The sequence below is a fragment of the Roseivirga misakiensis genome (assembly GCF_001747105.1).
Taxonomy (GTDB): Bacteria; Bacteroidota; Bacteroidia; order Cytophagales; family Cyclobacteriaceae; genus Roseivirga; species Roseivirga misakiensis.
Map to the genome: position 1 here is coordinate 1,858,800 of NZ_MDGQ01000005.1, position 13,326 is coordinate 1,872,125.

The following is a 13,326-nucleotide window of genomic DNA, read 5'->3' on the forward strand; positions in this document are numbered from 1 at the left end:
ACGCATCAAAAGAGGTAAAAGAACAGGTACTATTTTATCTTTTTAAGACGGTGCTTTTTCCATACTTCAGGATGAGCTGATCCGCACATTTTTCGCCATCCATCGCGGCTGATAGGATTCCTCCAGCGTATCCAGCACCTTCACCACAAGGAAATAACCTCTTAATTTCGACATGCTCACAGGTTTCTTTATCTCTGGGAATTCTAACGGGTGAAGAGGTTCTACTTTCCACTCCCACTATTTGAGCTTCATTTGTCAAGTATCCTTTCATTTTTCTCCCAAAAGCTCTAAGCGCCTGCTTTAGCCGATCATTAACACCTGACGGCAGCACTTCGCTCATGTCCGAAGAAACAAGGCCGGGTTGATACGAAGTATCATTCAACGTGCGAGACACGTGCCCATTAATATAGTCCGACATTTTTTGAGCTGGTGCAGCTTGTGTTCCACCTGCGATAGCACAAGCACGTTGTTCGACTTCCTGTTGGAAGGCGAGCCCGGCCAAAGCTCCGTGTTGTTGATATTCCCCGAGGTCTTCAAGTTCGATAGCTGTCACAATTCCAGAATTGGCATATTTAGAATCTCTTCTGGATGGACTCATACCATTGGTTACCACCTCTCCCGGCGCCGTTGCACATGGTACCATAAAACCTCCAGGACACATACAAAAGCTAAAAACACCACGCTGTTTCCCCTCGTAACTTGTCTGATGTACCAACGCATAAGATGAAGCTGGCAACCAAGGACCACGATCTGTAGCACAGTGGTATTGAATTTTATCGATCAGCTGTTGAGGGTGCTCTATTCGAACACCAAGGGCAAACGGTTTGGCTTCTATGAGTACTTTGTTTTCATCCAAAAGCCGAAAAATATCTCTGGCAGAGTGACCTGTCGCCAAAATTACTCCTAAGCCTTCAACTTTGGATCCATCGGCCAATACCACACCTTTCATTTCCCCTTCCTTAACAAGAAAATCTGATACTTTGGTATCAAAATGTATTTCACCACCGGCATCTAAAATCGATGACCTGATTTCTTGAACCACCTTAGGTAATTTGTTGGTACCGATATGCGGATGTGCATCGATAAGAATATCTTCTGTAGCCCCATGAGCAACCAGTATTTCGAGAGACTTTTGAATATCGCCTCTCTTTTTGGAACGAGTATAAAGCTTACCATCAGAATATGTACCGGCACCACCCTCACCAAAGCAATAATTGGACTCTGGATTAACAATATGCTCCTTATTAATCGCTGCAATATCCCTTCGTCTTTGCTGAACGTTACTACCTCTTTCTATTACGATCGGTTTATAGCCTAATTCAATTAATCTCAAGGCGGCAAACATTCCGGCAGGACCAAAACCAACGATTACAACAGGGTCTGCATTCGAGACATCAGGATAATCTCTCTTATAGCTAATTAATGGTGGTAAATCCTCTTTAACTGTTACTAGAGCTTGAATATTGATTTTCACCCTTTTAGACCGTGCGTCAATCGATCGCTTTAAAGCACGAACCTCAGCCGAAGGATCATTAATGTGGGCTCTCTTTAGAACAACCTCCTCGAATAATTCAGGATTATAGGCTTCTTCTGGGCTGAGCGTAGTTTGTATCGTTTTCTGCATAATCTGGGTGATGTTTTAAAGGTCAAAAGTCATTAGACATTTGTGAATGGTGGAAAAAAGGATGCCCAATAACAATCTTATTTCCCATTTAGCTGCTTCATCACCCAATGTTTGCCCCATTCGGCTTTTTCCAGATCCGACCATAACGATGGAAAGAAAATAATTCCTTGGAAACGAGGCGGTAAATATTTCTGCCAGTTAGTTCCACCTGTAGCTGCAATATCCTCAGGGTCCTTTTGCAAATACCGCACTGCCGATCGATAATGCGCCAAAGGCCAGTCCACATTAGCTAAGAGATCAAATCGACGTAATTCTTCTTTTAAAGCCTCACTACCCTCTTTATCGGCATAAAATTTTAAATATGCTTGATAAAAGTTGGTAACCTTTACGTCACTAGCCAAATGGAGGAATGATGTTGAATATTTCTCTTCAAAATGTTCCAGCGTCAAGGTCTTTTTACCCGATTTCAATTCGGTGGCACCAGTCTTCCAGTAAATAGCCTCATATAAGTCCTCAAGGGACGAATTTTCGGTGAACTGATCTCTAATATTTTTATTGACGAGGTTATACAGATCAGTTGCGCAAATTTCAATCATTCGGTACTGACCAGACTGAAAACCAGACGATGGCAGCAATGACATTCTAAACTTTAAAAACTGCTCTTTCTCCATGCCATCTGTCATCATGTTAAAAGAGTGGCATAAATGTTCGAAGTAGCTATTTATACGTTTTAACCTGGTTACAAAGAACTCCAAATCAGGATGTTTTAAAGCATGAATCTGCTTCATTTCCCAAAGAGAGAGCTTAAAATAGAGCTCCGTAATCTGATGGTAAACGATGAAAATCATTTCATCGGGAAAATCTGTTTTGGGCTGCTGCAGCCCTAAAAGTGAATCAAGGTTGATGTAGTCCCAATACTTCAAAAAATCGGCGTGCAGCAAACCATCAAGATATGAAGACATATCTTGCCCCATGGCCTCGTATTTCTCCTCGAGCTTCTTAATTCTGTCAATTATATTTTGGTCGATATCAGAGTTGTTCATACGTTTGCATACATTAAAAAGTGAGTCAAAATTGACCACATTTAATTCAGAAAACAAATTCCTATGAGCACTGATTCTTCTCCAAAAATCCAAAAATCTGCCAAGCAAGATATTTTCGAGCATCCTGACTTTTATGGTATGGATGACTTGCTGACCGAAGAGCACAAAATGGTCAGAAGTGCTGTACGGGATTTCGTAAAAAGAGAAATATCTCCCTTTATTGAAAGTTGGGCTGAGAATGCCTATTTCCCATACGATATCGTGAAGAAATTTGGTGATATCGGTGCTTTTGGACCACAATTGCCAACTGAATATGGATGCGGCGGCATGGACTACATTTCTTACGGCATTATTATGCAGGAAATTGAGCGTGGAGACTCGGGAATGCGTTCTACTGCATCAGTACAGGGCTCTTTGGTTATGTACCCTATCTATAAGTTCGGTAACGAAGAGCAACGCAATAAATACTTGCCAAAACTTGCCTCTGGAGAATGGTTGGGCTGTTTTGGTTTAACAGAACCAGACCATGGCTCCAATCCATCGGGTATGACAACCAATTTTAAAGATATGGGTGACCATTATCTTTTGAATGGAGCGAAAATGTGGATTTCTAACTCCCCAAAAGCCGATGTAGCGGTTGTGTGGGCTAAAAACGAGGAAGGAAGAATTCACGGCTTGATCGTGGAGCGTGGCATGGAAGGTTTTTCAACCCCTGAAACCCATGGCAAATGGTCGTTAAGAGCTAGTACTACTGGCGAATTGGTTTTCGATAATGTGAAAGTACCTAAAGAGAACTTACTACCGAATAAAAGCGGTTTAGGTGCCCCGATGATGTGTCTTGATTCTGCTCGTTACGGTATTGCATGGGGTGCTATTGGTGCTGCCATGGATTGTTATGAATCTGCTAGAAGATATTGCGCAGAACGTATCCAGTTCGACAAACCGATTGGAGCCTTCCAATTACAACAGAAAAAACTATCCGAAATGTTGACTGAAATTACGAAAGCGCAACTCCTGAACCTGCGCTTGGGTCAACTATTTAATGAAGGAAAAGCCACTACTCCGCAGATTTCTATGGCCAAACGAAATGCTGTTGAAGTAGCCCTGAACATTGCGCGCGAGGCTAGACAAATTCATGGGGGAATGGGTATAACTGGAGAATATCCGATGATGCGCCATATGGCCAACCTAGAGTCTGTAGTGACCTATGAAGGAACTCACGATATACACTTACTGATTTTAGGCGCTGAAATCACTGGAATTCCTGCCTTTAAATAACCGAGAGGTTTATTCCGTTTTATTCAGGACCTTCTAATGGGTTTACCATGGTTGCCGGGAGAACTGTTTTATTTTTTTAGAACAGACTGTGACAAATTTGAAATTCTTGAGACTAATACAATAAAGTAGTAGTTTAACAGAAGTGGAAAAGTCTCAATTTGTTCAACTGATCAACGATAACAAAGGTACAATCCGTAGCCTTTGCCAAGTTTACTTTGACAGTTGCGAAGATCAAAAAGATGCTTTTCAAGACATAGTATTACAGCTATGGAAGTCACTCGACTCTTTTAAGGGAGCATCGAAAGTTAATACTTGGATATATCGGGTTAGCCTAAATACCATTCTTACAAAAAAGAGAAAGGATACAAAATCGGTTTCGGCCCAGCCAATTGAAATGGTTCATACCAACATTAGCGCTGCAAACGCAGATGACAACCTTGAACTTCTTCACATACTAATTAGATCTCTGAAAGACTTAGATAAAGGCATTGTACTACTCTATCTAGAGGGGTATAAAACCAAAGAAATTGCTGAAATACTAAAACTTTCCACTTCCAATGTGACTACTCGTTTTAATCGCTTGAAATCTGAATTAAAAGTAAAACTGAACCCAAGAACACATGTTACTAAATGATTTAAAGCCAGCTTGGAAACGACTCAAGGTCATTAATTCACTGCAACCCATTGATTCAAATGATATCCTTGCCATCATTGAGTTGCCACAGCAGGCGAATAAGAACAAACTCCAAGGCTTAGCGATAAATGTCGCTATGTTTATCATTATCGCTATTTGCTGCCAAGGGGGATGATAGCACACATTTACTGGGACATTGACCCTCGGGTATTTAGCAACTTTGAGTTTCTTAGATGGTACGGCACTTGTTGGCTTTTAGGTATGGTTTTAGGCTACAAAATCATGCTAATGATTTACAAGCGCGAAGGTCTAGAATCTATAGAATTAGAGAGTTTAGCCACTTATGTGATGCTCGGTGGTATAATCGGCGCACGCTTTGGCCATATTTTGTTCTACGACCCCATCTACTATTGGAATAACCCCATCGAAGTACTTCCATTTCGGCTAAACCCTACATTTGAGTTCACGGGCTTGGCAGGTTTAGCTAGTCATGGTGGTATAATTGGCGCCTTGTTGGCGCTCTATCTTTACAACAGAAAGTACAAGAAAAACTATTTATGGATACTAGATCGCCTGACCATTGCAGGGGCTGCCTTGGGCGGTTTTATTAGATTGGGCAATCTTATGAACTCTGAAATAATCGGCACGCCTTCTGACCTACCTTGGGCATTTATTTTTGTTCGTGTTGATCAAGTTCCTAGGCATCCATCTCAACTCTATGAAGCGCTATTTTACTTCTTGATCTGCTTCGTTTTATATCGCCTCTGGAAAACGGGGAAATACTCAACAAATAATGGGTTCTTTTTTGGGCTTGGGATGATATTGATATTCACTCAACGTTTTTTGGTAGAGTTCTTAAAAGAAAACCAAGTAGCCTTTGAGGAGAGTCTCACCTTAAACATGGGGCAATCTCTAAGTATTCCACTAATACTTATCGGGGTGTTTTTTATGTTGAGAAGCATTAAGAATACTCAAAAACCGCCACAAACAGCTTAAAATTAACTTACGTTTAGTAAAACACGTTATTGGTTTATGTGATTATCCTGATGAGGCCTCAACTGGCAACTTAAGGATTATTAGGATAATTACACTAACTTTTTTGCCATGTTTCGATTTAGAAGAAATGCTTTGCTCCTAAGCCTGATATGTCTTTCGATCAATTATTCAATTGCTCAGCTCAGTGTATTTAAAGATCTATCCTATGTAGAGGACGGAACGGGTAGTAAACATCAAAAATTGAGTTTGGTACTACCTGAAAACTCTTCGGAAACCCCACTGCTTATATGGATTGGTGGCGGTGCGTGGTCTTATGTCGACTATAATTTGGAATTGAACTTTGCAAAAAAGTTTGCTGAAACAGGCGTGGCCGTTGCCACAGTTGGGCATAGATTAAGCCCAGCCACTTGGAGAGACCCTGATTTGAACAAAGGGGTGCAGCATCCCGCACATGTGAACGATTTAGCCTCCGCGATAAAATGGTTATATGATCATGCTACGGAATATGGTTACAGTCAAGAAAAAATCTTTATCGGCGGTTTCTCATCTGGTGGACATTTAGCAGCATTAGTTGATTTAGACCGAAAATATTTAGGCGCACAAAACTTACCAAAAGACTTATTCAAAGGCATTATTCCTATTTCAGGAGCTTACGACATAACTCACTATCACACAACATTTAAGAATGGCAGCCAACCCGAATTAGCCATCCAGCACGTGGAAGCCGTTTTTGGCAGTACATCGGAAGCTTTGATAGACGCTTCACCGATGACCTACCTTGAAAACCTCTCCACTCCCATGCTCATTATCAGTGATGGCACAGTAAATCGATATACCGAATATTTTGAAGCCGCGCTGGACAAAACCAGTTTCAATGAATACCGATTCGTCTACGCCAGAGAATTATCTCATACAGAACTCTGGAGACAAATGTCTTTTTCAGACAGCAGCCAATATCGTGATTTGATTACAAGCTTTATTCAAACTCAATTGAATAAGCTTTGAGAGGTTTGATCTAACTTTTTGATAGGTTTTAGGTTAATTATTCAAAGTGACTTGACCACTTGTACAGGTAATATCAGGGAGGAAAGTGTTATTCAAATTGATTAAATTAAACTGAAGGAATGACTAAAGAACTAGTCTTAGGGTTCATTTTCGGAATATCTCTGTCATTCATTTCCTGGTTGGTGGCAATTATACTGAATAGCCTTTTACTTAAGACTAGCTACTATACAAGGCTACATAACTTTAATTTTATTAAAAGTAAGGCCATTAATGAGCTTATAGGCCTTCGGTATTTCAAGTGGATCGTTAGGAACAGCTTTTTCAAACTCTTCAATCAAAAAATCAAACTAGAGAACACCAAAGTCGATTTATCTACAATTAGATATGAAATGACTTTATCCGAAATAAGTCATTTGATTGGGTTTCTATTCGTGACCATTTTCGCCATTATCAAATCTCTCAGCGTCGGTCCAGTTTTCGGCCTAGCCATTATGATCCCCAATACTTTACTAAACCTATATCCTTCACTCTTACAGCAGGAGAATAAGCGCAGAATTGACAAGTTGAACGATCGTGCAAGACATTAGACAAAAAGAACTCCATTATTCTTTTATCTTGCTATAAAACTGATTCGCTTGTTCACTAAAAAACGAAAACGGATAATTCGGCAGATCTTGCCATTTGCCCTAATTCCAGGCATGTTTAGCGTGGTGCAAACCATCCTCGAAAAAGGAATTTTAGGAGATCATCCTGTTTACCCCTCCACTGGCAACCCATATAGTTCTACCGTTCTAATTCCATTATTGACTTCTCTTTTTATTGGGTTTTCAATAGGCCTTTTTGAGGTGCTTTATGTCAATAAATGGTTTCAAAACAGACGTTTTTATGAGAAAATCCTCTTCAAGTTCTTCCTTTACGTACTGGCCATCATATTTGCAACACTGATTATAATCATTACTCGTCATTCAATTGGACAAGGTTTAAATCCCTTCGATAGTATAGTTCTCGATTACGTATATTCCTTCTTCAGCAACTTTGCCTTTTGGAGCATTCTATGCTATTATTCTTTAGCAATCGGGGTCAGTTTATTTTACAAAGAGGTTAGTGATAATATCGGGCAAGGTGCCTCGCTCAACTTTTTAACTGGAAAATATCATCAACCAAAAGTAGAAAATCGAGTATTCATGTTTCTCGACATGAAATCATCCACAGCTCATGCTGAAAAACTTGGGCACATTAAATACTTCCAAATGCTCAAGGATTACTATGCGGATATATCTCTACCTATTCTAGATTTTGATGGCGAAATATATCAATACGTGGGGGACGAAATCGTGATTACTTGGGAACCGAAAACCAATAAAGAGGCCGCAGATGTGATTAACTGTTTCTACGGTATGAAAAACACACTACTCAACCAGCATTCAAAGTACGATGAATCATATGGTATAACTCCCACATTTAAAGCGGCAATACACTATGGCCAAGTGACGACGGGAGAAATTGGTTTGGTCAAAAAAGATTTCGTTTTTACCGGTGATACATTAAACACTACTGCCCGTATACAAGGCTTATGCAATAACTATGGAGTCGATCTGATTGTATCACAAAATTTTATCGACATTCTAGATGGAATTGGCAGCTTTAACTTCACCACCTTGGGAAATGTAGCACTTCGTGGACGAAGTGAAAAAATTGAAATCTATAAAGCAGAAGAGAATAAGAGCCAGATCGCTTGACAGGGATTTGCAAAAACTTCATTTTTTTTAAATTAGGTTTATGAAAGTAACAGCAGAGCACAATGAACGCGTGGCCAACATGGTTTTTGGCTCATTCTATCCCCATTATGTCAGTAAGGTGGTAAAAAAAGGAAGAACTGAAGAGGAATTGCACCAAGTCATTGAATGGTTAACAGGCTTCAACAGCCAAAAACTCCAACAACTTATTGATGACCGTGTAACGGTTCAAGAGTTTTTCAAACAAGCGACCGTTCACCCCAATGCTCATATGATTAAAGGAGTCATCTGCGGTTATAGAATTGAGGAAATTGACAATGAAACCACTAGACAAGCCAGATATTTAGATAAACTCGTCGACGAACTCGCAAAAGGCAGAAAAATGGAGAAAATTATGCGAGAAGAAAAAGCTTGATCTAAGGGACATAGGAAGCTTCTAAATGGATACTTTACTCGCCAATATTACCTATGCAGGTGGTGCTGTATACATCTTTTATATACTCACCGCTATATGGATTATCGCAAAAAAGAATTTAAAGTTGTTGAGTATCATCTTCCCCATTTTGGCCTTGTTGGAAGGCCTTTTCATCGACTGGCGTTGGGGTAGAATTCAAGATTACGGAGAGAACGCGCAAATCGTTCTAGGGGCTCTACCAAGCTTTATTATTAGCATCGGTTTACCTTTTATTGGTTTCTATATCCATCATTTCATTACCCAAAACCTACCTAAAGACCCAATGATTGATTCATTGATCGAAAAGTCGAAAAGTGGCGCTTTTGGCAATGACGATTACCCTTCAATTTATTCCCTTTTAGAATCCAAAATTTTTGAGAAGTCGAGTTATCAAAAGGCAATTCAGAATGTTGAAAATCAAAAAGAATTGATCAACAAAATGATCGCCGTTTTGACGGATAAAAAGGATGATTGGGACTGGAAATTCAACATGTTCAACGAATATAAAGTGGTCTTTACGCTTTATGGTACTGGTGGAAGTTACGACCCTGACAATGGTACAATCACCCTCTTAACCAATAAATCAGGTGGTTTTATGAATTATAAAAACCCCGCTAACACCATTATTCATGAAATAACCCATATGGGCATGGAATATTCACTGGTTCGAAAATATAATCTGCCACATGGTTTAAAAGAAAGGCTAGTAGATACGCTAGTTTACCTGATGTTCAAGGAAGATCTACCTGACTATAGAATCCAACAAATGGGTGACCCGAAAATCAATGACGATCTAAAATCCGCGAACGATCTAGAGTCCTTGAATTCAATCGTTTCAAAGTTCGTAAATAAATAGACCATTAATATTCACTGTGGTCTTAGCCTATCCCAGTATTACTATTTTGCGTCCCTTTGAATCCTAATGATAGTAAACTACTCTTGAGTGTAGCTTCTGCACATTAACACTTTGATACCTTGGTGCATGTTATTCTTAAAACTCACTGGATATGAATAAAATCATTGTAATGCTCGTCATCTCATGTTTCGCTTGGCCGACTTTCGCGCAATCTAATGCCGTAGATCATGCTAAGATAAAAGAAGCGCTTGACGATGTAATTGATAATCTGGAGTACCAATATGCTTACAAGGATGAAAAAAAAATAGACTTTGAATGCATTAGGACACAGTACACAAGCAAAATTAAAGAGGTTAATAACATTGTAGAAACTGTTCTTTTATTTGAATTCCTTTTGGATGAGTTCTATGATAACCACCTCATCTTAAGAACAAATACTAATAGTTCCTATCGATTGTACGCACCAGTTTACGCCTCATTAATTAATGGTGAACCAACAATTGTAAACGTTTGGCAGACACAAATTCAAAATCCACCAAAAGGAATAATTGGAGCACAAATCACAAAATTCAATGGCTTAGCTTTTGATAAGGCTATTGATGCATTTCCAACTCATTGTCACGATAAAAATGATCCAGAGATCCGCGAATGGATCATAAACAAGATTCTCTCAGGTCGTTATGATCAGCCGCGAATATTGACCCTTCGCTCATCGAATGGGGAAGAATTTGAGCTAGACCTAGACAAAATTAAGCTCAAAGACAACAATGGCTACCTATCGGCTAGAACAGTTAACAATATTGGTATAATTAGAATCAATAACTCTTTAGGCATCGATGATTTAGTCAAAGAATTTGATCAAACGCTAGATGGTTTATCACAAACAGAAGGACTAGTTCTGGACCTGAGAAACACTATTTTTGGCGGAGACACCTATGAGGCAAGAGGGATTATGGGGAGATTTGTTAACGAGTCAAGTCCCTATCAAAAACATTCCTTAATTGAAAAATCAAACAATAATCCTAACATTGAGCGCAGTTGGATCGAATATGTCAGCCCGCGTTTAACGCAATACGAGAAGCCTGTCATTGTACTTGTCGGCCGTTGGACGGGAAGTATGGGTGAAGGGCTTGCCATTGGATTTGAAGGAATGGAGCGCGGTGTAGTCATGGGAACAGAAATGAGAAGACTCGCCGGTGAAGTTTTTGATTTTAACATTAAAAATCAGCCCTTCGGATACAAACTTTCCGATACCAAACTATTTCATGTTAATGGTACGCCTAGAGAAAAATATGTACCGACCCATTACGTTAAACAAACCACAATCGAAAAAGATGAAGCGCTTGAAGAAGCCCTAGCCTTGATTAAGAAATTGAAATAGTTAACTAATGATGTCTTTAGGTGCGTAGAAGATTGTTCACGCACCAGACAGTCTAATTACTCTGGTTAGGTTCTGTCGGCCACAACAGTTTATTCGAAGGATTGGCCTTTTCTGAAGCGAGCACTATAAGGTTCTGAAAAGTACCGTTAAGTCTTTTTCTAATCCTGTTGATAATTATACCGTTGATATTGATCAACATCTTTTGGTCTTGGTAAATACCTAAATAGGTAACCTTTACATTGCGCTCACCCGACTTTTGCAATTTCCACTGTGCGGAATAAAAGTCCACTAAATCGTAGCCCTTTTTGCGATCATAATCCTTGATTTGAGTCGACTTTGTGTAGAAGGTGTCATCATCAAAATGAATATCTACGATTACACGTCCAGTTTTCTTAATAAACAACCATGGAATTCTCACGAAGAAGTCAAAAGTGAAGGAAGAATCCATCTCATTCACACGCAACATTTTAGATGTACTCTCCCCTTCTACCCAATCATAACCATCTACATCTAATATGAGATTCATAACCTCATAAATACTGGAATTCTGAACAATAAACGACCCTCTTAATGCTTCGTAACCATCACCTATCGTATCCAACTTTGTTATCGTCACGCCTCCATCTACCCAAGTCTTTTGAGCATAACTGAGGTTACAAATAGGCAGACATAAGAGACCAAAGAGGATAAGTCGATTCATACATTCATTCTAAGGCTGGCAAAGCTATCAAGAACCAGCAGGAATTAAGACTAACCGATCATGAAAATGGCTACCAGAATGTTAAACATTGTGAACTTCAAGGTTAACGCTCAAACAACAGGTTTTCTAAGACATTATGTAAAGAACGGTAACTAAAGAAACCTGCTCACATGAATCAAATATTAGGACAGTCTTTCCTCCGAACTTGTTACTTTCGCTGCGATCCATGAAGCAAGTAAAAACATCGTTTACGGAAGGCAACATTCTAAAAGCCCTTATAACTCTTGCTTTACCCATTATTGGCGCTAATCTATTACAAACAGGTTATCAATTAGTCGACGCATATTGGGTGGGTCGTTTGGGAGCCAATGCCGTAGCGGCGGTTTCGGTGAGTTATCCTGTCAATTTCCTTTTAATCTCGCTCACTTCTGGCTTTGCCTTTGCTGGTACTATACTAGTTGCACAATATTTTGGAGCAAAAAACCATAAAATGGTCAACCATGTGGCCACCCAATCCTTGGTAATGGTTTTCCTTATGTCTCTGGTGCTTTCTGCCATAGCCTATGCCCTATCCCCACAAATTTTGCATTGGCTGGGTGTAGAACAAGAAATTTTCGCGGAAGCTGATCTTTTTCAACGGACTATCTTTATCGGCCTAGTCTTCAATTTTGGGTTTATCCTATTTCAATCTCTTTTGCGAGGTATCGGAGAAGTTAAAATCCCGCTTTACATTAATGCTTTAAGCCTTGGGCTCAATTTCCTTCTAGATCCACTTTTCATTTATGGCTGGGGACCAATTCCGGCATACGGAGTAGCAGGAGCAGCCTATTCCACCCTGGCCACATTGGGACTTTCTGCCATTATCGGCTATTATATTCTATTTGTCGGGAAAACAGATATTAAGCTCACTCTCAAAAAGTTTGCTTTCGACTTTCCATTGCTCAAAAAAGCATTCCGATTAGGTATGCCTTCTTCATTGGAAATATCAGCTAGGGCTCTAGGGCTAACACTTCTTACAGGCGTTGCTGCAAAGTTCGGGACTGAAGTTTTGGCAGCTTATGGTGTTGGGGCAAGGCTAGTCAGCTTTGTAGTAATCGTAGCACTTGGCTTAATGAAAGCTAACGCAACTTTAGTGGGTCAGAATATTGGAGCTCAAAAGGTCGATCGTGCAGAATCAACATCGAATTACGCAACGGGAATAGCTTTTATATCCATGAGTACGATCGGCATACTGTTCTATGTTTTTGCCGAACCGATCGTGCGGGCATTCTTAGACGCAAATGAAGAAGTCGTCAATATGGGAGTTTCATTCGTGAAGATTACTGCCCCTTCCTTCGGTTTTATGGGTATGCAATTAGCTTTAGTAGGTACCCTTCGCGGATCAGGTAATACAGTCGAATCCATGATATTCACAATCATTGGCATCTGGGTGATCCAATTCCCATTTGCCATCATCGCCTCAAACATGGAAAACATGGGTTATTTAGGTATATGGTGGTCTTTTCCCGTATCCTATGTACTTCCAGCGATTATTACCTTCGTATGGTATAAGACAGGGATTTGGAAGCGGAAGCAGATTATACAATAAGCCTGACTGCCCTACCATTTGCCTAACGGAA

13 protein-coding genes are annotated in these 13,326 nt (G+C 39.9%); 10 read left to right on the forward strand and 3 right to left on the reverse strand.

Features of this window, described 5'->3' with window-relative positions:
- Positions 1–34: 34 nt before the first annotated feature.
- Both BFP71_RS15600 and BFP71_RS15605 read right to left on the reverse strand, forming a co-directional pair.
- The gene (locus tag BFP71_RS15600; RefSeq protein ID WP_069836367.1) at positions 35–1,624 is read right to left on the reverse strand and encodes an NAD(P)/FAD-dependent oxidoreductase; all 1,590 of its coding nucleotides are present in this window, start codon (positions 1,622–1,624) and stop codon (positions 35–37) included.
- A gap of 77 nt (positions 1,625–1,701) precedes the next feature.
- Positions 1,702–2,667 (reverse strand): tryptophan 2,3-dioxygenase family protein, encoded by a 966-nt coding sequence (locus tag BFP71_RS15605; protein WP_069836368.1) that lies wholly within the window; start codon positions 2,665–2,667, stop codon positions 1,702–1,704.
- A 63-nt stretch (positions 2,668–2,730) separates the two neighbouring features.
- On the opposite strand from BFP71_RS15605, the gene BFP71_RS15610 reads away from it, so the two are divergent.
- The 9 genes from BFP71_RS15610 to BFP71_RS15655 all read left to right on the forward strand — a co-directional run bounded on the left by BFP71_RS15610 (position 2,731) and on the right by BFP71_RS15655 (position 11,007).
- Positions 2,731–3,945, forward strand: coding sequence for an acyl-CoA dehydrogenase family protein (locus BFP71_RS15610; protein ID WP_069836369.1), 1,215 nt, complete (start codon positions 2,731–2,733; stop codon positions 3,943–3,945).
- 142 nt (positions 3,946–4,087) lie between these two features.
- Positions 4,088–4,579 (forward strand): RNA polymerase sigma factor, encoded by a 492-nt coding sequence (locus BFP71_RS15615; protein WP_069836370.1) that lies wholly within the window; start codon positions 4,088–4,090, stop codon positions 4,577–4,579.
- A gap of 171 nt (positions 4,580–4,750) precedes the next feature.
- Positions 4,751–5,575, forward strand: coding sequence for a prolipoprotein diacylglyceryl transferase (lgt, locus tag BFP71_RS15625; protein WP_069836372.1), 825 nt, complete (start codon positions 4,751–4,753; stop codon positions 5,573–5,575).
- Between the two features lie 108 nt (positions 5,576–5,683).
- Complete coding sequence (locus BFP71_RS15630) at positions 5,684–6,580, forward strand: alpha/beta hydrolase (protein WP_069836373.1); 897 nt, start codon at positions 5,684–5,686, stop codon at positions 6,578–6,580.
- Between the two features lie 119 nt (positions 6,581–6,699).
- Complete coding sequence (locus BFP71_RS15635; protein WP_069836374.1) at positions 6,700–7,167, forward strand: glycosyl-4,4'-diaponeurosporenoate acyltransferase CrtO family protein; 468 nt, start codon at positions 6,700–6,702, stop codon at positions 7,165–7,167.
- 48 nt (positions 7,168–7,215) lie between these two features.
- Complete coding sequence (locus BFP71_RS15640) at positions 7,216–8,319, forward strand: adenylate/guanylate cyclase domain-containing protein (protein WP_141719783.1); 1,104 nt, start codon at positions 7,216–7,218, stop codon at positions 8,317–8,319.
- Positions 8,320–8,359: 40 nt separating this feature from the next.
- Positions 8,360–8,731, forward strand: a complete 372-nt coding sequence (locus BFP71_RS15645; protein WP_069836376.1) for a DUF2200 domain-containing protein — start codon at positions 8,360–8,362, stop codon at positions 8,729–8,731.
- A 25-nt stretch (positions 8,732–8,756) separates the two neighbouring features.
- A complete protein-coding gene (locus BFP71_RS15650; protein ID WP_069836377.1) occupies positions 8,757–9,626 on the forward strand; it encodes a hypothetical protein in 870 nt (289 codons plus the stop codon).
- A gap of 151 nt (positions 9,627–9,777) precedes the next feature.
- The gene (locus BFP71_RS15655; RefSeq protein WP_069836378.1) at positions 9,778–11,007 is read left to right on the forward strand and encodes a S41 family peptidase; all 1,230 of its coding nucleotides are present in this window, start codon (positions 9,778–9,780) and stop codon (positions 11,005–11,007) included.
- A 52-nt stretch (positions 11,008–11,059) separates the two neighbouring features.
- Here the strand turns inward: BFP71_RS15655 and BFP71_RS15660 are convergent, their stop codons facing one another.
- Positions 11,060–11,707 carry an SRPBCC family protein gene (locus BFP71_RS15660; RefSeq protein ID WP_069836379.1) on the reverse strand — a complete coding sequence of 216 codons (648 nt, stop codon included), beginning with the start codon at positions 11,705–11,707 and terminating at the stop codon, positions 11,060–11,062.
- A gap of 226 nt (positions 11,708–11,933) precedes the next feature.
- Here BFP71_RS15660 and BFP71_RS15665 point away from each other — a divergent pair, with 226 nt between their 5' ends.
- On the forward strand, positions 11,934–13,295 hold the full coding sequence (locus BFP71_RS15665) for an MATE family efflux transporter (protein WP_069836380.1): 1,362 nt from the start codon (positions 11,934–11,936) through the stop codon (positions 13,293–13,295).
- The last annotated feature ends 31 nt before the right edge of the window (positions 13,296–13,326 follow it).

Coding starts and splice junctions, on each gene's coding strand:
- BFP71_RS15660 (WP_069836379.1), bottom strand. CDS start 11,707: ATGAATCGACTTATCCTCTTTGGTCTCTTATGTCTGCCTATTTGTAAC.
- BFP71_RS15655 (WP_069836378.1), top strand. CDS start 9,778: ATGAATAAAATCATTGTAATGCTCGTCATCTCATGTTTCGCTTGGCCG.
- BFP71_RS15665 (WP_069836380.1), top strand. CDS start 11,934: ATGAAGCAAGTAAAAACATCGTTTACGGAAGGCAACATTCTAAAAGCC.
- BFP71_RS15635 (WP_069836374.1), top strand. CDS start 6,700: ATGACTAAAGAACTAGTCTTAGGGTTCATTTTCGGAATATCTCTGTCA.
- BFP71_RS15605 (WP_069836368.1), bottom strand. CDS start 2,667: ATGAACAACTCTGATATCGACCAAAATATAATTGACAGAATTAAGAAG.
- BFP71_RS15600 (WP_069836367.1), bottom strand. CDS start 1,624: ATGCAGAAAACGATACAAACTACGCTCAGCCCAGAAGAAGCCTATAAT.
- BFP71_RS15610 (WP_069836369.1), top strand. CDS start 2,731: ATGAGCACTGATTCTTCTCCAAAAATCCAAAAATCTGCCAAGCAAGAT.
- BFP71_RS15630 (WP_069836373.1), top strand. CDS start 5,684: ATGTTTCGATTTAGAAGAAATGCTTTGCTCCTAAGCCTGATATGTCTT.
- lgt (WP_069836372.1), top strand. CDS start 4,751: ATGATAGCACACATTTACTGGGACATTGACCCTCGGGTATTTAGCAAC.
- BFP71_RS15645 (WP_069836376.1), top strand. CDS start 8,360: ATGAAAGTAACAGCAGAGCACAATGAACGCGTGGCCAACATGGTTTTT.
- BFP71_RS15650 (WP_069836377.1), top strand. CDS start 8,757: ATGGATACTTTACTCGCCAATATTACCTATGCAGGTGGTGCTGTATAC.